Raw genomic sequence first — 21761 nt, forward strand, 5'->3', positions numbered from 1 at the left:
GAGACCGGTTGTGCGCTGCGGCGCCCCGGCAGGAGGAACGCAATGACCAAGCTCAGGCTGGCCATCGTCGGCGCGGGTCCCGCGGGCATCTACGCCGCCGACCTCATGATCAAGGCCGAGAAGAAGTACGACGTCTCGATCGATCTGTTCGAGCACCTGCCCGCGCCCTACGGCCTGGTCCGCTACGGCGTCGCGCCCGATCACCCGCGCATCAAGGGGATCATCACCGCGCTGCGGGAGGTGCTCGACCGGGGCGACATCCGCATCTTCGGCAACGTGCACTTCGGGACCGACATCACGCTCGAGGATCTCAAGCGGCACTACCACGCCGTGATCTTCGCGACCGGCGCCGTCCGCGACGCTCCGCTCGACGTCCCGGGTGTCGAGCTCCAGGGCTCCTACGGTGCGGCCGACTTCGTCAGCTGGTTCGACGGCCACCCCGACGTGTCGCGCACCTGGCCGCTGGAGGCGTCCTCCGTCGCCGTCATCGGCAACGGCAACGTGGCGCTCGACGTCTCGCGGATGCTGGCGAAGCACGCCGAGGACCTCCTGCCCACCGAGGTCCCGCCGAACGTCTACGAGGGGCTGAAGGCTTCTCCCGTCACCGACGTGCACGTCTTCGGGCGCCGCGGTCCCGCTCAGGTGAAGTTCACGCCGCTGGAGCTGCGCGAGCTGGGCGAGCTGCGCGACGTCGACATGATCGTCGCCGACGAGGACTTCGACCTCGATCCCGCTTCGGAGGCCGCCATCGCGACCAACAAGCAGGTCATGGTCATCAACCGGGTGCTCAACCAGTGGCGCACCCGTGAGGTCGGGAGCGCCTCGCGTCGTCTCCACCTGCACTTCTGGGCGAAGCCGCTCGAGTTCGTGGACGACGGATCCGGTCGGGTCGGCGCGATCCGGTACGAGCGCACCGAGCCGGACGGCGAGGGCGGCGTGCGCGGCACGGGTGAGATCCGCGAGGTCCCGGTCCAGGCCGTGTACCGCGCGGTCGGCTACTTCGGCTCGCCGCTCGACGGCCTCCCGTTCGACGAGATGCGCGGCGTGATCCCGAACCGCGAGGGCCAGGTCCTGGACGACGAGGACCAGCAGGTCCACGGCGTGTACGCGACCGGCTGGATCAAGCGCGGACCGGTGGGCCTCATCGGGCACACCAAGTCCGACGCCATGGAGACCGTCGCGCACGTGCTCAACGACCAGGCGTCCTGGTGGACGCCCGAGCACCCCGAGGAGGCGGCCGTGGTCGCCCTGCTCGAGGAGCGGGACATCGCCTACACGGATCTCGACGGCTGGCACCGGCTGGACGAGCACGAGATGGCGCTCGGCGAGCCCGAGGGCCGTGCGCGCGTGAAGGTCGTTCCTCGCGAGGACATGATCGCGATATCGCGGGCGGAGCCGGTCGCGCTCTGACGCGTGCTCTCCGAACGGCCCTCCGGTGCACTCCGGGGGGCCGTTCGTCGTTCCGGCGCGGACGCCGCGCACCTCCTCTAGGATTCGGGCACCGCTCTGGACGGAGACAGCATGACCACGGCCTCGCCCCACGACGTCATCCGGGTGCGCGGTGCGCGCCAGAACAACCTCCGGGGGATCGACGTCGACATCCCGAAGCGGAGGATCACCGTGTTCACCGGGGTCTCGGGCTCCGGCAAGTCGTCGCTCGTCTTCGGCACCATCGCGGCCGAGTCCCAGCGCCTCATCAACGAGACCTACTCCGCCTTCGTGCAGCAGTTCATGGGGTCGCCGGCCCGCCCGGACGTGGAGTCGCTCGACGGACTGTCGGCCACGATCGTCGTCGATCAGGAGCGGATGGGGTCGAACGGCCGGTCCACGGTCGGCACGGCGACCGACGCGTACACGATGCTGCGGATCCTCTTCAGCCGGATCGGCGACCCGCACGCGGGCACGAGCGGTGCGTTCTCCTTCAACCTGCCGGAGGGGATGTGCCCCCGATGCGAGGGGACGGGCCGGGTGTCGAGCATCGACCTCGACGCGCTGATCGACCGCTCGAAGTCGCTCGAGGGCGGCGCTCTCGACGCGATCCCCAACTTCGTCGTCGGCGGCTGGTACTGGAAGGGCCTCGCCGAGTCGGGCCTCTATCCGGCCGATGTGCCGATCGCCGACTTCACGCCCGAGCAGATGGACGCGTTCCTCCACCGTCCGGCCACGAAGATGGCCATCGCCGGGATGACGATGACCTACGAGGGCCTCCTGGTGAAGGTCACCCGCCTCTACCTGGCCAAGGAGGCGGCGCAGCCGCACATCCGCGCCTTCGCCGAGCGGGTGGCCACCTTCGCCCCCTGTCCCGAGTGCGGAGGCGGCCGGCTCACCCGGGTGGCGCTGGAGTCGCGCATCGGGGGCCGGAACATCGCCGAGTGCGCCGCGCTGCAGGCGACCGACCTCGCCGCGTGGCTCCGCGGGCTGCAGGCGCCGTCCGTCGCTCCTATCGTCGAGACCCTCCTCGGGACGCTCGACGCCCTCGTCCAGGTCGGGCTGGGCTACCTGTCGCTCGACCGGGAGTCGGGCACCCTCTCGGGCGGTGAGGCGCAGCGGGTCAAGATGGTGCGGCATCTGGGATCGAGCCTCACGGACGTCACGTACGTCTTCGACGAGCCGACGGCGGGTCTGCATCCGCACGACGTCTCGCGGATGATCGAGCTGCTGCGCCGCCTGCGGGACAAGGGCAACACCGTCCTGGTGGTCGAGCACAAGCCGGAGATCATCGAGATCGCCGATCACGTGGTCGACCTCGGTCCGAGGGCCGGCGCGCACGGCGGCGAGCTGCGGTTCGAGGGGACGGTGGCGCAGCTGCGCACGTCGGACACCCTGACGGGCCGTCATCTCGGTCACCGCGTCCCGCTGAAGGAGGCCGTGCGCCGTCCGACCGGGGCGGTGGAGATCCGCGGGGCCTCCACGCACAACCTCCGCGGCGTCGACGTGGACGTCCCACTGGGCGTGCTGACCGTCGTCACCGGAGTCGCCGGGTCGGGGAAGTCGTCGCTCCTGCACGGCTCGCTCGCGGGTCGGCCCGGCGTGGTGGTGGCCGACCAGTCGCCGATCCGCGGCTCGCGGCGCAGCAATCCGGCGACCTACACCGGGGTCCTCGACGCGATCCGGGCGGCCTTCGCGAAGGCGAACGGTGTGAGACCAGCGCTCTTCAGCGCGAACTCGGCAGGCGCCTGCCCCGTCTGCAAGGGGGCCGGGATGATCTTCACCGAGCTGGGCCCCGCCGCGACGGTCTCGTCGGTCTGCGAGGAGTGCGACGGCAAGCGGTTCACCGCTGAGGTGCTCGAGTACCGCCTCCGCGGGAGGAACATCCACGAGGTGCTCTCGATGCCGATCGTCGACGCCGCGGAGTTCTTCGCGAGCGGACCGGCGCACACGGTGCTCGCCCGTCTCGTCGACGTCGGTCTCGGCTACCTCACGCTCGGACAGCCGCTGAACACGCTGTCCGGGGGCGAGCGTCAGCGCCTCAAGCTCGCGATCAACATGGCCTCGTCCGGATCCGTCTACCTGCTCGACGAGCCGACCACGGGCCTGCACCTCGCGGACGTCGACACGCTGCTCGGACTGCTCGACCGGCTGGTCGACTCCGGGAACTCGGTCGTGGTGATCGAGCACCACCGCGCCCTGATGGCGCACGCGGACTGGATCATCGACGTGGGGCCCGGAGCCGGGCACGACGGAGGGACGATCGTCTTCGAGGGGACTCCGGTCGGGCTCGCGGCGGCGGACACGCTGACCGGACGCGCCCTCGCCGAGTACGCGCGCTGATGCGCCCGCAGCCGCGACGCTCGCGCGTCAGCGCGAGAACGGGCCGGACAGGGCCGCCCACTGCAGGAGCATGATCGTCTTCGCGTCGACGATCTGCACGCCGATCTGGGTCAGCGCCTCGTCGAACGAGAGCTCGAGGACCTCGATGTCCTCGCCCTCGTCGGCGAGTCCCGCGAATGCTCCGCTGCGGGTGCCCGCACGGTAGCGCCCGGCGTAGAAGTGCAGCTTCTCGGTGACCGAGCCGGGGCTCATGAACGCGTCGAACACGTGCTCGAGCCGGCCGACCTCGAGTCCGGTCTCCTCGGACGCCTCGCGGCGGGCGCCCTCCTCGGGCCCGTCCTCGTCCAGGAGACCGGCGGGCACTTCGAGGAGCATCCCGTCGAGGTCGCCGTTCACGTACGCGGGGTAGCGGAACTGCCGGATCAGGACGACGGTGCGCGCGTCGGCGTCGTAGAGCAGGACCGCCGCGCCGTTCCCCCGGTCGTACGTCTCGCGCTGCTCGCTGGTCCAGCTGCCGTCGCGGTGCCGGTAGTCGAAGCGGGTGGTGCGGAGGACGTACCAGTCGCTCGAGAGGAGGGTGACCTCCTTCACGACCACGTCGGGGTTCCCGACGAGGTCGAGGCCCTCCCGGTCGAGTCCGGTGCGGCCCCGCCGGTCGGGCTCGTCGATGCCGGCGATCACGCGCGTGCTCCCGTGTGCGTCATTCCTCAGCGGAAGTTGACGAACTGGAGGTCGAGCTCGAGGTCGGCCCCGCGCAGGAGCGCCATGGTCGCCTGGAGGTCGTCGCGGCTCTTCGAGGAGACGCGGAGCTCGTCGCCCTGGATCTGCGACTTGACCGACTTCGGCGCCTCGTCGCGGATGAGCTTGTTGATCTTCTTCGCGTGCTCCTGGTCGATGCCCTCCTTGAGGGTGGCCTCGATCCGGTACTCCTTGCCGGACGCGAAGGGCTCGCCCGCGTCGAGGCTCTTGAGGCTGATGCCGCGCTTGATCAGCTTCGACTGGAAGACGTCGAGGATGGCGTTCGCCCGCTCCTCGGTGTTGGCCTTGATCAGGATCTTCTCGCCGCTCCAGGCGATCGAGGCGCCGACGTTCTTGAAGTCGTAGCGCTGCTCGACCTCCTTGTGGGCCTGGTTCAGGGCGTTGTCCGCCTCCATCTTGTCGATCTTGCTGACGACGTCGAACGTTGAATCTGCCATGGCTCCGAGTTTAGCTTTCAGGCGTGGCGGAGCCCGGCCCCAGGCGCGGCTGGTACCTCTGAGAGGTGCGCCGCCTCCCCGTTCTCGTCCTCGTCCCGCTCGCCGGCCTCCTCCTGGCCGGCTGCGGCCAGCGGCCGCCCGCGCTGACGGTCGAGGAGGGCCTGTCCACCGTCCCTCCCGCGGCGACCGCTCCCGTCGCGGCCGACCCCGTCGTGCTGGAGGATCCCGAGCAGGCCGCGGCGACGCCGGTGCGACTGCTCGCCGACGAGGCGTGGCTGGGCACGGCGTCCGAGGGGAGCGGCATCCCGCTGCGTGCGCTCACCGCCTACGCGGGCACGGCCCTCCTCACGGCGTCGGTCGACCCCGACTGCCGGTTGGACTGGGCGACCCTGGCCGGCATCGGCTACGTCGAGAGCAGGCACGGCACGATCAACGGCGGCGAGCTGGGCGAGGACGGGCGGCCGACGGAGCCGATCTACGGTCCGCGCCTGGACGGAACGCGCTTCGACCGGGTCCCCGACAACGACGGCGGGGCTCTGGACGGCGACGCCGAGGTCGACCGGGCGATGGGTCCGCTGCAGATCATCCCGGCGACGTGGATGGCGTGGGCGTCGAGCGGATGGGATCCGCAGAACGTGGACCAGCAGGCGGTGACCGCCGCCCGGTACCTCTGCGACGCCGGCGGCGACCTCTCGACGGAGTCGGGATGGCGGGCGGCGATCGCGGCATACAACCCGGCCGGGAGCTACGCGGGGAAGGTCGCGGAGGCGGCGTCCCGCTACGCGGCGGAGGCGGACTGAGGCCGCGCGGCACCGATTTCCGATCCGCCGGTCGCGTGGGTATCCTTGCTGAGCGCCTCCGGTTGTGAACACGCGGTCGGGTGCGCCACGGCGAGTTACCCTAGCGGCCAAAGGGATCTGACTGTAAATCAGACGGCGTAGCCTTCGGGGGTTCGAATCCCTCACTCGCCACCGAGCAGGAACATCCAGCAGACGCCCCGGCATCACGAGATGCGCGGGGCGTTCCGCATGTCGGGGGATCGCCCTTTCGGCGGAGTGCCTTTCCGGGGGAGCACCGGTCCGGCGGATCGCCGGGCCCGGCGTCTTCGTCCCGTCGCACCTCGCGCGCCGTCGGCCCGGCCCGCGCCGTCGGCCCGGCCCGCGCCGTCGCCTCAGCCCCGCGCCTCCTGCTCCAGGAACCCTGCGAGGGAGAGCGGCGGCCGTCCGGTCAGCCGCTCGACGTCGGACGAGACGTGCTCCAGCTGTCCGGCGGCGATCGCGGAGTAGGTGCTGACCCAGGCGTCCAGCTGCCAGTCCGGTGCGTTCCAGCGGCGGCGTGACGCGTACGCCTCCTCGAGGGTCTCGTCGACGTACACGGCGGGGCGGCCCGCCGCCGTCAGGGTCGCCGCGACCTCGTCGAGGGTGAGGGCCTCGGGCCCGGTCAGCTCGTAGGCGGCTCCGCGGTGCTCGGAGGGGGAGCGGAGGACCGCGGCGGCGGCGCGGGCCACGTCCTCGCGCGCGACGACGGCGGCACGGCCCGATCCCGCGGGTCCGCGGATCGCGCCGTCGTCGCCGAGCATCGCGGGCAGGAAGTCGAGGTAGAGGTTGTCGCGGAGGAACGTCCAGCCCATGCCGGAGCGGCGGATCGCGTCCTCGGTGGCCGCGTGGTCTCGGGCGAGGGTGAAGACCGCATCGGGTGCGGCTCCGGCGAAGGAGGTGTAGACGACGTGCTCGACACCCGCGGCGGCGGCTGCACCGACGAACGCGAGGTGCTCGGCGCGGCGCTCCTCGTTCTCGGAGGCGGAGACCATCAGGAGGAGGCGCACGCCCTCGAGCGAGTCGCCCGCGTCGGCGAAGGAGGAGCGCACCACCTCGGCCCCGGGGAGCTCGGGCGCGCGGGACGGGTCGCGGACCAGCAGGCGGAGGGCGTGACCGGCGTCGGCGAGCTCGCGCGCGACGCGACCGCCCACGGCTCCGGTGGCTCCCGTGAGGGCGATAGGGGTGCTCATCCCCCCATGATGGGCCCGATCCCTAGGCTGGGGCCATGAGCGACAACGCCCCCCTCCTCGCCATCGCCCGCTCGATCGCCGTCGAGGCGGCGCACCTCGCCCGCCAGCGGCGGCAGGACGGTGTCGAGATCGCCGCGTCGAAGTCGTCCCCGGAGGACGTGGTGACGGCCGCGGACCGGGAGGTCGAGGAGCTGATCCGCAGGCGCTTGGCCGAGGCGCGTCCGGACGACGGCTTCCTCGGCGAGGAGTCGGGGTCGGGGGGCGGCACGAGCGGGCTGACCTGGGTCGTCGATCCGATCGACGGGACCGTCAACTACCTCTACGGCATCCCCTCCTACGCGGTCAGCATCGCTGTGGTGGAGGGGGAGCCGGATCCCGCGACCTGGACCGCGCTCGCCGGCGCGGTCGTGAACGGAGCGACGGGCGAGGTGACCACGGCCAGCCGAGGCGGGGGAGCCGAGCGGGACGGAGTCGCGCTGCAGGTCTCGGCTCCCTCCTCCCTCTCGCTCGCGCTGGTCGGCACCGGCTTCGGCTACGACGCGGGCCGCCGGATGCGTCAGGGCGCCGTGGTGCAGGAGCTCCTGGGCTCGGTCCGCGACATCCGCCGCATCGGCTCGGCGGCGCTCGACCTGTGCTCGGTGGCCACCGGGCAGCTGAACGCGTACTACGAGCGGGGCCTGAACCCGTGGGACCTCGCTGCGGGCGCCCTCATCGCCGAGGAGGCGGGTGCGCGGGTCGCGGGACTCGACGGCGCATCCTTCGGCTCCGGGCTGCTCATCGCGGCACCTGATCCTCTCTTCGCCGAGCTGGAGGATCTGCTGCGCCGCCTGCGCGCGGACGAGGTGTAACCGCTCTCCCAGGCGGAGCCGACACGGATTCCGTGCGCCGAGAGGCGGACCGGCGCAGGATCCCGCCGGGGCTCGCCGCGCGTCGTGCCCCGATCGCGCCTGTGCGCGGCGGCCTCTGGCCGGATCCCGCCGGCCGTGGTTATCCTTTATGAATTCGTGATGTTCGCACAGGCTGCGCTCACGGAGCCGAGCGGTGCCTCTCCCTGGAGGCCCGCTCGTCCCCTGCCCCCGACGGAAGACATCGATTTCGTGAGCCCCGATTCGCCCGCCCCCGCTGCCCCTGCATCGACCCCCGGCGAATCGACTCCACCCCTCTCCCGTCGCGAGCTCCGCGAGCGCGAGCGCGCTCTGGCCCTCGCCTCCGACGTCTCGCTGGCGAGCGGCTCCGACGACCTCCTCGCGGCTCCCACGGCGGAGCAGCTGCGCGAGGCGGAGCGCCGCGTCGCCTCGGTCCGCAGCGCCCCGGCGCCCGTCCCCGCTCCGCGCGCGACGCCGCTCCGGCCCGTGCGCCGGGCCCGGGTCGGCGGACTCGTCGCCCTCTCCTTCGTCGCGGCCATCGTGGCGGCGACCTCTCTGCCGGCCACATCGCTCCTGACCGCGGAGGACGTGCAGGCGCAGAGCCTCTCGACCCCCTTCGGCGCCGACGCCCGCCGCGGCGCGCAGTCGTTCGTCGCCGGCGAGGTCAGCGCCGAGACGGTCGCCCGCGACGGGTTCGGCGTGCAGGAGCGCAAGACGCAGACCAACGTCGCCGACATCGTCCGCACCTCCGACACCGGTTTCACGAACGACCCGAACGCGTCCATCCAGTGGCCCTTCGCCGTCGGCGTGCCGGTGGGCGACCGCTTCGGCTACCGCAACTGCGCGGGCTGCTCGGTGAACCACGGCGGCACCGACTTCAACCCGGGCGACGGCTCGCCCATCCAGGCGATCGCCGACGGCGTCGTGCGCACGGTCATCGACGGCGAGGGCTCGCTCGGCGTGCACGTGATCGTCGACCACGAGATCGACGGGCAGCTCGTCTCGAGCGTGTACGCGCACATGCAGCACGGCTCGGCGGCCGTGTCCGAGGGCGACCCGGTGAAGGTCGGTCAGCTCCTCGGCCTGGTGGGCACGACCGGCATGTCGACCGGCCCGCACCTGCACTTCGAGATCCGCCTCGACGGCGTGACGAAGGTCGACTCCTACCTCTGGCTCAAGGCCAACGCCGGGCGCTGAACCGGCGGCGGGACGCGGGCGCCGCCGGGCGGACCCCGCGGCCCGCTACTCCGCGCGCAGCCAGACCGTGGTGTCGGCGGGCAGCGCCGGCTCGTGCAGCTCCTCCGAGGACAGCACCACGGAGCCGACGGGCAGCTCGACCGGAGCCTCGCCGAGGTTCGCGATCACCGTGACGGCTCCGTTGCGGAACGCCACGACGTCCTCCGGGTAGCCCTCGAGCCATTCGACGGCGCCGGAGCCCAGGTCCTCGGCGCGGCGCACCGCGAGCAGGGACCGGTACAGCTCGAGCGTCGAGCCCGCGACACCGCGCTGGCGGTCGCGCGCGAGCGGCGCCCAGTCGCCGGGCTGCGGCAGCCAGGAGTCGCCGGTGCCGCTGAAGCCGTACGCGGGTGCGTCCGCCTCCCACGGGATCGGCACCCGGCAGCCGTCACGGCCGTAGCGCTCGCCGCCCGTGCGGAACCAGGTCGGGTCCTGACGCGCCGAGTCCGGCAGGTCGATCGCCTCGGGGAGCCCGAGCTCCTCGCCCTGGTAGACGTAGGCGGAGCCGGGGAGCGCGAGCATGAGGGCGGTCGCGGCACGAGCGCGGCGCAGCCCCAGGACGGGGTCGGGGAGTCCCGGCGTGCGCGGGCCGATGCCGTAGCCCTGCGGGTTGTCGGACGTCAGTGCCAGGCGGCTCGCGTGGCGCACGACGTCGTGGTTCGACAGCACCCAGGTCGACGGGGCGCCGACGGCGGCGAAGGCCTCGACGGAGGAGTCGATGATGTCGCGGAGGGCGGGTGCGCTCCACGGGGTCTCGAGGTAGGCGAAGTTGAAGGCCTGGTGCATCTCGTCGGGGCGGACCCAGCGGGCGAGCTTGGAGAGCGGCTGCACCCACGCCTCGGCGCAGAGCACGCGGTCGTCCGGGTACTCGGCGAGCAGGGAGTGCCAGTCGCGGTAGATCTCGTGGACGCCGTCCTGCGCCCAGTAGGGGGCGGTGGCGGGCTCCTCGCCGTCGGCGGGAGCGACTCCGCCCATCGACCCGCTGTCGGCGGGCGGCGTGTAGTCGGGCAGCCCCTCGGCCTTGATCATCCCGTGCGCGACGTCGACGCGGAAGCCGTCGACGCCGCGGTCGAGCCAGAAGCGGAGGACCTCCCGGAAGCGCTCGCGCACCCACTCGTTCGTCCAGTCGAAGTCGGGCTGCGAGGTGTCGAAGAGGTGCAGGTACCACTGGCCGGCCGAGCCGTCGGGCTCCATGACGCGGGTCCACGCGGGGCCGCCGAAGACAGACTCCCAGTTGTTCGGGGGCAGCTCGCCCGACTCGCCCCGGCCGTCGCGGAACAGGTAGCGCGCCCGCTCGGCGCTGCCCGCGGGAGCGGCGAGCGCCTCCTGGAACCAGCGGTGGGCGCTGGAGGAGTGGTTGGGGACGAGGTCGACGATGATCCGGATGCCCAGGGCGTGAGCGCGGGCGAGCATCGCGTCGAAGTCGGCGAGGGTGCCGAAGAGCGGATCGACGTCGCAGTAGTCGGCGACGTCGTAGCCCGCGTCCTTCTGCGGCGAGGTCATGAAGGGCGAGAGCCAGATCGCGTCGACGCCGAGCTCGGCGAGGCTCTCGAGGCGCGAGGCGATGCCGGGCAGGTCGCCGATGCCGTCGCCGTCCGCGTCCGCGAAGGAGCGCGGGTAGATCTGGTAGATGACGGCGGTGCGCCACCACTCGGCTCCCCGGCGGTGCTCGGCCTCGGAGTCGGGGCCGGGGGAGTTCTCGGGCGCGCCGGAGGTAGCGGAGTCCAGGGTCATGGGGTCGAGTTTATCGGGCGCCCCGGGGGCGCCGGGGGCACGCCCTCCGCCGTCCCGTACAGTCGACGGGTGATCGATGAGACACCGGACGAGGCCCGAGCCCGACGCCGACGGGCGCTGCTGTGGGTGGTGCCGCTGCTGGTGCTGCTGGTCGGCGGCCTGGTCGCCGTCACCCTCGCGATCGGCGGATTCGCGCTGCGCAGCATGACCGGCGCCTCCGCCGTGCAGCTCGTCCTCGTCGCCTAGGCGGTCGCGGCCGGGCCGTCCTCGTCCTCGGGCGGGGGCGCGGAGGAGGTGCGCGCCCGCTCCTCGGACGCGTGCGCGGTCTCGGGCCCGGTCGCGCGGGCCTGCTCGTCGGCGCGGGTGACCGCCTCCGCGAGCTCGTCGGCGACGAGGTACCCAGGAGAGACGGCCTCGGCCCGGTAGGCCGCCCGGCCGACCATGTGCGCCGAGACGGGCACGGTCAGCAGCTGGAAGCCGATCACCAGCACGATGGTCCCTGCGGCGGCGAAGCCGGGGTTCCGGATGGCGACCGCGAGCATCACGCAGATCAGTCCGAGCACCTGCGGCTTCGTGCCCGCGTGCATCCGGGAGAGCAGGTCGTCGAACCGCATCAAGCCGATCGCGGCCAGCAGCGAGAGCAGGGCGCCGACCAGCAGCAGCACAGCGGTGAGCACGTCGAAGAACAGGTCCATGTCAGTCCTCCTCGCGGTTGGCCATGAACTTGGCGACGCTGATCGATCCGAAGACGGCGAACAGCGCGAGCCCGAGCGCGACGGGCAGGGTCCGCGCGTGGTGGTTGACCGCCATCTCGGCGCCGATCCCGCAGATGATTGTCGCGACGAGCACGTCGGCCGCGACGACCCGGTCGAGCACGGACGGACCGCGGAGGATCCGCACGAGCGCGAGCAGGCAGGCGGCGCCGAAGACCGGCACCAGGATCCAAATCAGCCAGTCGATCACCGGACCACCCCCGATCCGGCCTCGATCGGCCGATTCACGCGCTGCACGTCCTCGCGGGAGCCGATGGCCCGGACGATGCGCGCTTCCGTCCGGAGGACCGTCCGGCGCACCTCGTCGATCCGCTCGCCCTCGTCGTGGGTCACGCCGAGCACGTGCAGGTAGAGGACGTTCAGCTGCGGGTCCACGTCGATCACCAGGGAGCCGGGGACGAGCGAGACGGCCTCCGTCGTCCAGACGAGCATCCCCTCGGAGCGGCTGCGCAGGTGCACGGCGACGATGGCGTTGTGCACCGGGACGGGCAGGGTCAGGATCTGCCAGGACACCCGCACCGAGGCCACCGCGATGTCGGCCAGCAGGCGCAGGAGGAAGAGGAGCACGAACCACGGGTTGATGCGGTTCGAGAACTCGACCGGCGGCAGGTAGAACACCCGGGTGATCAGCAGGGCGACCAGGAAGCCGGTGACGATCGACAGCACCGAGACGTCGTCCCAGAGCAGCACCCAGATCCCGACGAGGGTCACGAACATCGCGACGCGGTTCCAGATGTCGACGCGGCGGCGGGGGCTCATCGCGGCCCCTCCTCTCCGAAGGACGAGTCGCGGTAGACGGTCGCGATGTAGGTCGCGGGGTCGGCGACCGCGCTCGCCGCTCGCTCGCTCGCGTCGTAGAGGGGACCGGCGCCGACGGTCAGCACGACGCCGACGACGACCATCCCCGCGGTGGCGAGCACCATCATGGGCGGCGAGTGGCGGGTGCGGATGCTGCCCGTGTCGTCGGGGTCCTCCTGCAGCTGGTCGATCAGGGGCGACTCGTAGCCGGGCACCTCCTCCTGCCGGCGCCAGAAGACCATGTTCCAGACGCGCGCGACGGCGTAGAGGGTCAGGAGCGAGGTGACGGCTCCGGCGGCGATGACGGCCCAGATCAGCCACGACGGCTGGTCGACGGCCGCCTCCGTGCCGGCGACGAAGAGCCCCACCTTGCCGAGGAAGCCGGTGAACGGCGGGATCCCGCCGAGGTTCATCGCGGGGATGAAGTAGAGCAGCGCCAGCAGCGGCGAGGCCTTGAGCAGCCCGCCGAGGCGCAGGATCGAGGTGGTGCCGCCGACGCGCTCGATCAGGCCGGTCGCGAGGAAGAGCGTCGTCTGCACCGTGATGTGGTGGATGACGTAGAAGATCGTCGCCGCGTAGCCGGCCGGGGTGCCCACGGCGATCCCGAAGACCATGTAGCCGATGTGCGAGACCAGCGTGAAGGACAGCATCCGCTTGATGTCGGCCTGCGCGACCGCGCCGAGGATGCCGACGATCAGCGTCAGCAGCGCCACCACCAGCAGCACCTCGCTCAGCCTCCCGCCGGGGAAGAGCAGGGTCTCGGTGCGGATCAGCGCGTACACGCCGACCTTGGTGAGGAGTCCGGCGAAGACGGCGGTGACCGGCGCCGGAGCCGTGGGGTACGAGTCCGGGAGCCAGAACGACAGGGGGAACACGGCCGCCTTGATCCCGAAGCCGAGCAGCAGCACCACGTGGAGCACCAGCTGCACGTCGGCGGGGAGCTCGGCGATGCGGATCGAGAGCTGCGCCATGTTGACCGTGCCGGTGGCGCCGTAGAGCAGGCCGATGGCCGAGAGGAAGAACACGCTCGAGACCAGGCTGACGACCACGTAGGTCGTGCCGGCGCGGATCCGCGGCGCGGTGCCGCCCAGGGTGATCAGCACGTAGCTCGCGGCCAGCAGGATCTCGAAGCCGACGTAGAGGTTGAAGAGGTCGCCCGCGACGAAGGCGTTGAGGATGCCCGCCGAGAGGATCAGGTAGGTCGGGTGGAAGATCGTGACCGGCGTCTCGCGGTTGCCGTCGACGAGGCCCTGGCCGACCGAGAACAGCAGGACGCCCAGCAGGGTGATCGAGGTGATCACGAGCATCAGCGCGGCGAGCGGATCGACGACCAGCACGATGCCCCACGGCGGCTCCCAGCCGCCCACGTAGACGGCGCTGCCGCCTCCGTCGCCGGTGAGGACCAGCACGAGCATCACCGAGGAGATCACCAGAACGCTCGAGAGCGTCACGATGTTCACGGTGATCTGCGCGCGCCGGTGGCGTCCGAGGATCAGCGCGACGGCCGCTCCCAGGAGGGGGAGGGTGACGACGAGCGGGATCAGGGCGTTCATCGGTCCTCCTTCCTGTCGTCGGTCATGGCGCTCTCCCCGTGCTTGGCGGCGGTGCCCTCGTCGCTGGACTCGAGCAGGACGTCGAGCGCCCGGTCGTCGGCGGTGGTCTGGGCCGAGATGCCCGCCGCGTCCTCGCGGACGGAGGCGTCGGTCTCGTCGTCCTCCACCTGGTCGGCGTTGGCGAGGCGCCAGCGCCGGTAGATCATCGCGAGGAGGAAGGCGGACACCCCGAAGGTGATCACGATCGCGGTGAGGATCAGCGCCTGCGGCAGCGGGTCGGCCATCTCGGCGGCGATCTGCTCGTAGGAGCGCCCGTCGTCGGTGACGAACGGCGCGATGCCCGAGCGGCCGGCCATCAGCAGGATGAGGATGTTGGTCGCGTTCCCGACGAGCAGGAACCCGATCAGGATGCGGGTGAGGCTGCGCTCGAGCATCTGGTAGACGCCCGCCGCGTACATCACCGCCATCACGACGACGAGGACGAGGGTGATGCTCATGCGCCGTCCCCCCTGCCCGGTCCGCCGACGACCGTGGAGCCGGTGGGGAGCGAGGTCTCGAGCCCGTCGACCGTGCCCTGGCCGGGGCCGGGGGTGCTGTCGGTCGAGTGCGTGACGCCGTCGCCCGAGGGGGAGCCCTGCTCGGCCTCCTCGCCGTGGCGGTCGACCTCGCCGCCGAGGCTGCGGAGGATGTCGAGGGCGAGGCCGATCACGATCAGGTACACCCCGATGTCGAAGAGGGTGGACGTGCCCAGGTGGAGCTCGCCCAGCACCGGCACCTCGAGGTCGAGCCAGCTCGATTCGAGGACCTCGAGGCCGAAGGCGAGGGAGGAGACGGCGGTGCCGACGGCGAAGAAGAGGCCGAGTCCGAGGACCTTGCCCGCGTCGATCGGCGCGGCCTCGCCGAGCTCGAAGCGGCCGCCGGCGAGGTAGCGCGCGACGAGGGCGAGACCGGCGAGCAGGCCGCCCGCGAAGCCTCCGCCCGGGGTGTTGTGTCCGGTGAAGAGCAGGTAGACCGACACGATCATCGCGGGGTGGAAGAGCAGGCGCACCAGCACCTCGAGCACGATCGAGCGGTTCTCCGGCCGGAGCGTGCGCCCGGCGACGAGCCATGAGCCGCGGTCGCCGTCGCGCTCGGCGTCGGCGGAGGAGGTGGTCAGGTCCATCGCGCGCTCGCGGCGGTCGTCGGCGCTCTGCGACTCGAGGCGGGGAGCGCCTCCGGCCCGGCTGGAGAGGAAGATCAGGCTCGCGACGCCGGTGGCGACCACGACGAGGACCGAGATCTCGCCCATCGTGTCCCAGGCGCGGATGTCGACGAGCAGGACGTTGACGATGTTGCGGCCCTTGCCCTCCTCGTAGGCGAGGCGGGGCAGCTCGGCCGAGATCGGCGTCGCGGTCCGGGCGCCGAGGGCGATGGTGGCGGCGAGGGCCATGACCGCTCCGACCGCGATGCCGATGACGGCGCGCAGGCGCTTGCGCATCGGCTGGTGCTTCGCGGCGATGCGGGTCGGGAGGCGGCGCAGCACCAGGACGAAGACCACGAGGGTCACCGTCTCGATCAGCGCCTGGGTGAGGGCGAGGTCCGGTGCGCCCTGCAGGGCGAAGAGGGCCACCATCCCGTAGCCGGTGGCGCCGGCCAGCAGCACGGCGGCGACGCGGTTGCGGGCGATCGCGCACAGCACCGCCGCGAGGATCATCACGGCCGCGACCGCGAGCTGGCCCGGGCTGTCCCAGAAGACGAGATCGCCCGGCCAGGTGCGGTTGAGGGCGGCCGCACCGCCGACGCCGAGGACGAAGACCGCGAAGATCACCGTCAGGTAGCGGGGGAGCGAGCCGCGCTGGACGGACTCGGTGACCGTGCTGGCGACACGGTCGAGCCAGCGGACGGTGGCCCAGTAGCCCTCGGCGGAGTCGATCCGGTTGGGCAGCATCGACTGGGCGCGCGCGACGGCGACGCGCTTGGCGAAGAGCAGGAGTCCGACGGCGATCACGAGGGCGCTGAGTGCCAGCGCGGGCTCGAAGCCGTGCCAGAGCGCGAGGTGGTAGCCGCCGTGGTCGGAGGCCTCCGCGGCGGCGGCGAGCTCCGGGTCGGCGTCCGGAGCGGCGTAGGGGAGGGTGTCCGCGTAGACGGCGACGAGCGGGTCGACCACGGAGGCGGCGATCCCGCCGATCACGCTGGCGGCGGCCAGCAGCACCGGGGCGGCGGTGAAGGTCCACGGCTCGGCGTGCAGGTGCGTGTCCTCGAGCCCCTTCTTCCGGGCGAAGGCGCCCCAGAAGAAGCGCGCGGAGTAGGCCACGGTGAGGATCGAGCCGAGGACGAGGCCGACCAGCGCGACCCAGGCCCAGAACGAGCCCTGCTCGATCGCCGAGATCAGGCTCGTGAACACGGCCTCCTTGGCGACGAAGCCCAGCAGCGGCGGGATGCCCGCCATCGACAGCACGCCGACGAGGGCGGCGCCCGCGAGCACCGGCGCCTGCCGTCCCAGGCCGCTGAGCTTGCGGAGGTCGCGCGTGCCGGCGCGGTGGTCGACGATGCCGACGGTGAGGAAGAGCAGCGCCTTGAAGAGGGCGTGGGCGACGAGCAGGGTCAGTCCGGCCAGCGCGGCGTCGCGCGAGCCGAAGCCGACGGCGACGGTCAGGAAGCCGAGCTGGCTGACGGTGCCGTAGGCCAGCACGAGCTTGAGGTCGTACTGCCGGAGCGAGCGCCAGCCGCCGACGAGCATGGTCCAGACTCCGACGCTCACCACCACGGGCAGCCAGACGGAGTCGTCGGCGAAGCCCGGCGCGAGGCGCGCGACGAGGTAGATGCCCGCCTTCACCATCGCGGCGGCGTGCAGGTAGGCGCTGACCGGCGTGGGAGCGGCCATCGCGGCCGGCAGCCAGAAGTGGAACGGCACCAGGGCCGACTTCGAGAACGCGCCGAGCAACACGAGCACCAGGGCCGTCGACACGATCGGGCCGGAGGGGGCGGCGGCGACGATCCCGGAGAGGCTCGTGGTGCCGGCCTGCACGATCAGGACGATGATCCCGACCAGCATCGCCAGCCCGCCGAGAGTCGTGACCAGGAGCGCCTGGAGACCGGCACCCCGGCTCTCCTTGCGCCCGCTGTAGTGGCCGATGAGGAGGTAGGAGAGGACGCTCGTCGCCTCCCAGAAGACGAAGAGGATGATCACGTCGTCGGCCGTGACCAGCCCGTACATCACTCCGGCGAACGCGGACAAAAGCGCTGCGAACCGGCCCAGCGAGGGCTCGTCGCGACTGAAGTACGTCGCGCAGTAGGCGAGGACCAGGGCGCCGACTCCGCTGACCACGAGGGCGAGGACGATCGAGAGCGCGTCCAGGCGGAAGGAGAGGGCGATGTCGAGCGCGGGGATCCACGGCACGGACTCGCGGATCTCGCCGCCGTCGAGGATCGTCGGCAGGGCGGTCGCGGTGGCGACGAAGCTCGCGGCCGGGATCAGCGCCAGCGCGTAGAACGTCTTCGGCCCGAACCGGTCCACCAGCCAGGGGGTCACCACGGCGATCGCGAACGAGATCACGAGGATGAGGAGCATCACATGTTCCTCCCAAGGTGTACCCAGCGCATAAGTCGGTCAAGAATATCGGAGCGCCCTCCCGCGCAACCTGAGTGCGGAGAGGCTTGACGGCCCCGTCGTGATCCGCCAGGGCCCTACCGTGGGGAGCATGGCCCGCTCGCTCCTCCCCGACCAGCTCTGCCGACTCCGCGTCCACGACCTCGCGACGGGGGAGTCGACGACCGTCTTCGAGTCCGACTCCGTCCTCGTGGAGGCGCCGAACTGGACTCCGGACGGCTCCGCCCTGATCGTGAACGGCGACGGCGGCCTCTTCCGGCTGCCGCTCGAGGGGGCGGCCGTGCTCGAGCCGATCCCGCTCGACGGGGTGCCGGCCGAGCTCAACAACGACCACGTGCTCGCCCCGTCCGGCGGGCTCGCCTACGTCTCGGCGCGCGACGGGCACCTCTACGCGGTCGAGCTCGACGGCTCCGCCCCCGCCCGCCGCCTGACCGCCGAGCGCGAGGGCGCGCGCTTCAAGCACTACCTGCACGGCGTCTCGCCCGACGGCGCGACCCTCGCGCTGATCGGCGGCGGCGACGCCTCCGGGCGGTGGCGGACCGACGTCTACACGATGCCAGCCGGAGGAGGCGCGCTCACCGCCCTGACCGACGACGAGCCGGCCGACGACGGCGTCGACGTCTCGGCCGACGGCCGCACCCTCGTCTTCAACTCCGAGCGGGCCGGAGGCGGGGCGCAGCTGTTCCGCATCGGTCTCGACGGCTCCGCGCTCTCCCGCCTGGTCGAGTCGGACACGGTCGACTGGTTCCCGCACGAGTCGCCCGACGGCGCGCACCTGCTCTACCTCGCCTATCCGGAGGGGACAGCCGGGCACCCCGAGAACGTCGACGTCGAGCTGCGGCTGCTCGACCTCCCCGGGCGCGCGACGCTCGAGCCCGGCCGCGTGCTGGAGCGCCTCCACGGCGGGCAGGGGACGATCAACGTCTCCGGCTGGGCGCCGGACTCGACGCGCTTCGCCTACGCCGACTACCCGCGGCGCTGAGAGCCTGAGTCCTTGCCGCGCATGCGCGGGAGGGGGATCGATCACGGCGGGGAGCGGGTCTTGAATCGGGGGATGAGCATCGACAGCGCAGCATCCTCCTCCGTCACCCGCTCGCCGCTCGGCGACTCCGGCATCGACGTCTTCCCGCTCTCGCTCGGCGGCAACGTCTTCGGCTGGACCGCGGGGCGGCAGACCTCCTTCGACGTCCTCGACGGCTACACGGCCGCGGGCGGCGACTTCATCGACACCGCCGACGCCTACTCCGCCTGGGTCCCGGGCAACACGGGCGGCGAGTCCGAGACGATCATCGGCGAGTGGCTCGCGCATCGCTCGGGGGACCGGGACGACGTGGTGATCGCGACGAAGGCGGGCCGCCACCCGCAGTTCACCGGCCTCGCGCCCGACACCGTGCGCGCGGCCGCCCGCGCCTCCCTCGAGCGCCTCGCGACCGACCGGATCGACCTCTACTACGCCCACTTCGACGACGAGGCCGTGCCGATGGCCGACATCGCCGCCGTGTTCTCGGAGCTCGTGGACCAGGGCCTGGTCCGCGCGATCGGAGTGTCGAACTTCAGCGCCGATCGCGTCGCGGAGTGGCTGCGCATCGCGGGCGAGGAGGGCCTGCACGCGCCCGTCGCGCTGCAGCCGCACTACAACCTCGTGGAGCGCGGGATCGAGGCCGACCTGCTGCCCCTCGCCCGCGAGGCGGGGCTGGCCGTCGTCCCCTACTCCGCCCTGGCGTCGGGCTTCCTGACCGGCAAGTACCGCGACGGATCGACGCCCGAGGGTCCGCGCGCCGACGGCGCCTCCCGCTACCTCGACGGCCGCGGCCGCCGGGTGCTGGCGGCGCTCGATGCGGCGGCGGAGGCGCACGGCGCCGAGGTGGCGACGGTGGCGCTCGCGTGGCTCCGCTCGCAGCCCGGAGTGGTCGCGCCGATCGCCAGCGCCCGCGTGATGGAGCAGCTGCCGGCGCTGATCGCCTCGGCCTCCCTCGAGCTGAGCGCCGAGGAGCTCGCCGCGCTCGACGAGGCGAGCCGGGCGTAGCCGCAGACGGGCGGCCGCGGGGGCGCGTCCCCCGCGGTCATCGACGCTCCGCGGAGGTGCTATCGTCTAACGGTGCCAAATCGCGGGCACGCCCCGAGAGGGGCTGTCAGACCCGCAGGTGCGCCCCCTTAGCTCATTGGTAGAGCACTTCCTTGGTAAGGAAGAGGTAGTGGGTCCGATTCCCACAGGGGGCTCCGTTCCCCGCAGGCCAGACCTGCGAAGAACGCGCGGCGGGGTAGCTCAGGTGGTTAGAGCACACGGCTCATAATCGTGGTGTCGCGGGTTCAAGTCCCGCTCCCGCTACAGCGAGAAGGCCCCGGTTCGCGCGTCGAGCCGGGGCCTTCGGCGTTCCTGTCGCGCTCCGCTGCGGTCGGCTCCGGAGCGGAGCGCCGTGATCGTGCCGCCGGGCCGGACTCTCAGAGCCAGCCGTTGCGCTCCGCGATCCGGAGGGCGTCGGCCCGGTTGCGGGCGCCCGTCTTGCCGATCACCGCCGAGAGGTGGTTCCGCACGGTCCCCGGCGAGAGGTGCAGCATCCGGGCGAGATCGGCGATCGAGCCTCCGGTGCGCGCGGCGGCGAGCACGTCGGCCTCCCGCTCGGTCAGGGGCGTGCCTCCCTGCGCCAGCGACTCCGCAGCGAGCGCGGGATCGACCACGCGCAGCCCCTGCCCGACCCTCCGTACGGCGTCCGCCAGCTGAGCCGAGGGCGTGTCCTTGACCACGAAGCCCGATGCCCCCGCCTGCATCGCGCGGCTGAGGTAGCCGGGACGGCCGAAGGTCGTCACGATCAGCACGCGGCAGGCCGGCAGCGCCTGGCGGAGGAGCGCGGCGGCGGCGATCCCGTCCAGCCCCGGCATCTCGATGTCCAGCAGCGCGACGTCCGGCGTCGAGGCGAGCGCCGCGGCGACCACCTCGTCCCCGCGGCCGACCTCCGCCACCACGTCGATGTCGGACTCCAGCGAGAGCAGGGCGGCGAGTGCGCCCCGCACCAGCGCCTGGTCGTCGGCGATCAGGAGGCGCAGAGCGCTCACCGTCCGCCTCCGGGGAGGGTAGCCGCCAGGCGGAAGCCCCCGAGCTCGCTCGTCCCGACGGAGAGCCGGCCGCCCGCCGCCTCGACCCGCTCGCGGAGCCCGGCCAGTCCGGTCGAGCCCGCTGCTCCCGGCTGCGGACCCACTCCGTCGTCCGCGATCTCGACCTCGCAGGCGGTGAGGCGGATCCGGCAGCGCGAGGCGCTCGAATGGCGGACGACGTTCGTCGCTCCCTCGCGGATCACCCACCCCACCAGCTCGCGATGCTGCGGGAGCACGGTGTCGGTGGAGGAGGGCAGGTCGGCGGAGATCCCCGCCGCGGCGAGAGCGCCGCGCGCGGCGGCCAGCGCTCCGCTCGCGGTCGTGGCCCGGAAGCCGGACACGGTCGCGCGGACGTCGGCGAGAGCGCCCCGCGCGAGCGACTCCACGTCCGCGATCTCGGCCCGCGCCCGCTCCGGGTCGGCGTCGAGGAGGCGCCCGGCCAGCTCCGACTTCACGGTGATCACCGTCAGCGAATGGCCCAAAATGTCGTGGATGTCGCGGGCGACCCGGCTCCGCTCGCGCTCGGCCGTCAGGACCTCCAGCTCGGCGCGGGTGTCGCGGAGCTGGTTGACGGTGGCGATCGTGCGCGCGAAGGTGGCCATCATCAGGGAGATGGAGAGGATGATCACCGGCACCACGAAGGCGGTCTCGGTGACGCCGTCGCTCTCGAGGCGGACGGCGAGCGTCACGGAGGCGAGGGCTCCGATCAGGGTGGCCGTGAGGCGCCAGGTGAACACGCACATGCCGACCAGGACTCCGACGTAGGTCCAGAGCCCCGTCACGTCCCGCCCGAGCCAGGGGAGGAGGGTGAAGGAGAAGGCGAGCAGTCCGAGGCAGATCAGCAGCCGGCCCCGCGTCGCGAGGGTCCAGGCGAGCGGCGGTGCGACGAGGAATCCGGCGCTGAAAGCGGCGATGAGGGCGACGCCGACGACGCGGCGTGGCCACTCCGGATCGTCGAGGATCGACGGCACGGTCGAGTACACCCAGAAGAGCGAGAAGACCGCTCCCGCGTACCAGCGCAGCGCACGCGGGGTCCAGAGAGCCGTGCGCAGGGTCGCTCCCGGGTCGGCGCCCGCCGCGGCCGGGCGGATCGGCCACCCTGTCTCGCCGTGCCCGGAGGCGGTGGTGCTGCTCACGCGCTCAC

At 72.3% G+C, this 21761-nt stretch carries 20 protein-coding genes and 3 tRNA genes; 11 read left to right on the forward strand and 12 right to left on the reverse strand.

Going from position 1 to position 21761, the window contains the following annotated elements; genetic code table 11:
• Positions 1-42 precede the first annotated feature (42 nt).
• Positions 43-1410 carry an FAD-dependent oxidoreductase gene (locus C5D09_RS03105; RefSeq protein WP_104262958.1) on the forward strand — a complete coding sequence of 456 codons (1368 nt, stop codon included), beginning with the start codon at positions 43-45 and terminating at the stop codon, positions 1408-1410.
• 111 nt (positions 1411-1521) lie between these two features.
• Positions 1522-3771, forward strand: coding sequence for an excinuclease ABC subunit UvrA (locus C5D09_RS03110; RefSeq protein ID WP_104268582.1), 2250 nt, complete (start codon positions 1522-1524; stop codon positions 3769-3771).
• A 27-nt stretch (positions 3772-3798) separates the two neighbouring features.
• Here the strand turns inward: C5D09_RS03110 and C5D09_RS03115 are convergent, their stop codons facing one another.
• Together C5D09_RS03115 and C5D09_RS03120 are read right to left on the reverse strand one after the other, a co-directional pair.
• On the reverse strand, positions 3799-4452 hold the full coding sequence (locus tag C5D09_RS03115; RefSeq protein ID WP_104260458.1) for an NUDIX domain-containing protein: 654 nt from the start codon (positions 4450-4452) through the stop codon (positions 3799-3801).
• A 26-nt stretch (positions 4453-4478) separates the two neighbouring features.
• Positions 4479-4967 (reverse strand): YajQ family cyclic di-GMP-binding protein, encoded by a 489-nt coding sequence (locus tag C5D09_RS03120; RefSeq protein WP_104223606.1) that lies wholly within the window; start codon positions 4965-4967, stop codon positions 4479-4481.
• Positions 4968-5032: 65 nt separating this feature from the next.
• On the opposite strand from C5D09_RS03120, the gene C5D09_RS03125 reads away from it, so the two are divergent.
• Both C5D09_RS03125 and C5D09_RS03130 read left to right on the forward strand, forming a co-directional pair.
• Positions 5033-5767 (forward strand): hypothetical protein, encoded by a 735-nt coding sequence (locus C5D09_RS03125; RefSeq protein ID WP_104268583.1) that lies wholly within the window; start codon positions 5033-5035, stop codon positions 5765-5767.
• An 89-nt stretch (positions 5768-5856) separates the two neighbouring features.
• Positions 5857-5938 (forward strand) — tRNA-Tyr (locus C5D09_RS03130).
• Between the two features lie 200 nt (positions 5939-6138).
• Here the strand turns inward: C5D09_RS03130 and C5D09_RS03135 are convergent.
• On the reverse strand, positions 6139-6975 hold the full coding sequence (locus C5D09_RS03135; protein WP_104268584.1) for an NAD(P)H-binding protein: 837 nt from the start codon (positions 6973-6975) through the stop codon (positions 6139-6141).
• Positions 6976-7010: 35 nt separating this feature from the next.
• Here C5D09_RS03135 and C5D09_RS03140 point away from each other — a divergent pair, with 35 nt between their 5' ends.
• Complete coding sequence (locus C5D09_RS03140) at positions 7011-7823, forward strand: inositol monophosphatase family protein (protein WP_104260456.1); 813 nt, start codon at positions 7011-7013, stop codon at positions 7821-7823.
• Positions 7824-8072: 249 nt separating this feature from the next.
• Positions 8073-9038 carry a M23 family metallopeptidase gene (locus C5D09_RS03145; protein WP_104266745.1) on the forward strand — a complete coding sequence of 322 codons (966 nt, stop codon included), beginning with the start codon at positions 8073-8075 and terminating at the stop codon, positions 9036-9038.
• A gap of 45 nt (positions 9039-9083) precedes the next feature.
• Here C5D09_RS03145 and C5D09_RS03150 read toward each other — a convergent pair whose 3' ends face one another.
• Complete coding sequence (locus C5D09_RS03150) at positions 9084-10811, reverse strand: glycoside hydrolase family 13 protein (RefSeq protein WP_104268586.1); 1728 nt, start codon at positions 10809-10811, stop codon at positions 9084-9086.
• 69 nt (positions 10812-10880) lie between these two features.
• Here C5D09_RS03150 and C5D09_RS17375 point away from each other — a divergent pair, with 69 nt between their 5' ends.
• Positions 10881-11057, forward strand: a complete 177-nt coding sequence (locus tag C5D09_RS17375; RefSeq protein WP_159939698.1) for a hypothetical protein — start codon at positions 10881-10883, stop codon at positions 11055-11057.
• On the opposite strand, the gene mnhG is transcribed toward C5D09_RS17375, so the two are convergent.
• Genes mnhG through C5D09_RS03180 form a run of 6 tightly spaced genes read right to left on the reverse strand, consistent with a single transcriptional unit; the run spans position 11054 to position 17485 of the window.
• Positions 11054-11506, reverse strand: coding sequence for a monovalent cation/H(+) antiporter subunit G (gene mnhG / locus C5D09_RS03155; RefSeq protein WP_244229587.1), 453 nt, complete (start codon positions 11504-11506; stop codon positions 11054-11056). The genes C5D09_RS17375 and mnhG overlap by 4 nt on opposite strands.
• Before the next feature lies 1 nt (position 11507).
• Entirely contained in the window at positions 11508-11774 is a 267-nt protein-coding gene (locus tag C5D09_RS03160) for a monovalent cation/H+ antiporter complex subunit F (protein ID WP_308470711.1), read from the reverse strand.
• Positions 11771-12343 carry a Na+/H+ antiporter subunit E gene (locus C5D09_RS03165; RefSeq protein WP_104234245.1) on the reverse strand — a complete coding sequence of 191 codons (573 nt, stop codon included), beginning with the start codon at positions 12341-12343 and terminating at the stop codon, positions 11771-11773. The genes C5D09_RS03160 and C5D09_RS03165 overlap by 4 nt, the downstream gene beginning before the upstream one ends.
• Positions 12340-13935, reverse strand: a complete 1596-nt coding sequence (locus tag C5D09_RS03170; protein ID WP_104227034.1) for a Na+/H+ antiporter subunit D — start codon at positions 13933-13935, stop codon at positions 12340-12342. The genes C5D09_RS03165 and C5D09_RS03170 overlap by 4 nt, the downstream gene beginning before the upstream one ends.
• A complete protein-coding gene (locus tag C5D09_RS03175; RefSeq protein ID WP_104223614.1) occupies positions 13932-14432 on the reverse strand; it encodes a Na(+)/H(+) antiporter subunit C in 501 nt (166 codons plus the stop codon). The genes C5D09_RS03170 and C5D09_RS03175 overlap by 4 nt, the downstream gene beginning before the upstream one ends.
• The gene (locus tag C5D09_RS03180; protein WP_104268587.1) at positions 14429-17485 is read right to left on the reverse strand and encodes a Na+/H+ antiporter subunit A; all 3057 of its coding nucleotides are present in this window, start codon (positions 17483-17485) and stop codon (positions 14429-14431) included. The genes C5D09_RS03175 and C5D09_RS03180 overlap by 4 nt, the downstream gene beginning before the upstream one ends.
• A 130-nt stretch (positions 17486-17615) precedes the next feature.
• Here C5D09_RS03180 and C5D09_RS03185 point away from each other — a divergent pair, with 130 nt between their 5' ends.
• From C5D09_RS03185 to C5D09_RS03200, 4 genes are all read left to right on the forward strand, one after another.
• Positions 17616-18506 (forward strand): PD40 domain-containing protein, encoded by an 891-nt coding sequence (locus tag C5D09_RS03185; RefSeq protein WP_104268588.1) that lies wholly within the window; start codon positions 17616-17618, stop codon positions 18504-18506.
• A gap of 72 nt (positions 18507-18578) precedes the next feature.
• Positions 18579-19550: an aldo/keto reductase gene (locus C5D09_RS03190; protein WP_104268589.1), complete on the forward strand. Its 972-nt coding sequence runs from the start codon at positions 18579-18581 to the stop codon at positions 19548-19550.
• 122 nt (positions 19551-19672) lie between these two features.
• Positions 19673-19744 (forward strand) — tRNA-Thr (locus C5D09_RS03195).
• 35 nt (positions 19745-19779) lie between these two features.
• A tRNA-Met gene (locus C5D09_RS03200) sits at positions 19780-19853 on the forward strand.
• 113 nt (positions 19854-19966) lie between these two features.
• Here C5D09_RS03200 and C5D09_RS03205 read toward each other — a convergent pair.
• Complete coding sequence (locus C5D09_RS03205) at positions 19967-20578, reverse strand: response regulator (protein WP_181135003.1); 612 nt, start codon at positions 20576-20578, stop codon at positions 19967-19969.
• A complete protein-coding gene (locus tag C5D09_RS03210; protein ID WP_258066897.1) occupies positions 20575-21753 on the reverse strand; it encodes a sensor histidine kinase in 1179 nt (392 codons plus the stop codon). The genes C5D09_RS03205 and C5D09_RS03210 overlap by 4 nt, the downstream gene beginning before the upstream one ends.
• Positions 21754-21761: the final 8 nt, after the last annotated feature.

This window comes from Rathayibacter sp. AY1C9, from assembly GCF_002932315.1.
Lineage (GTDB): Bacteria > Actinomycetota > Actinomycetes > Actinomycetales > Microbacteriaceae > Rathayibacter.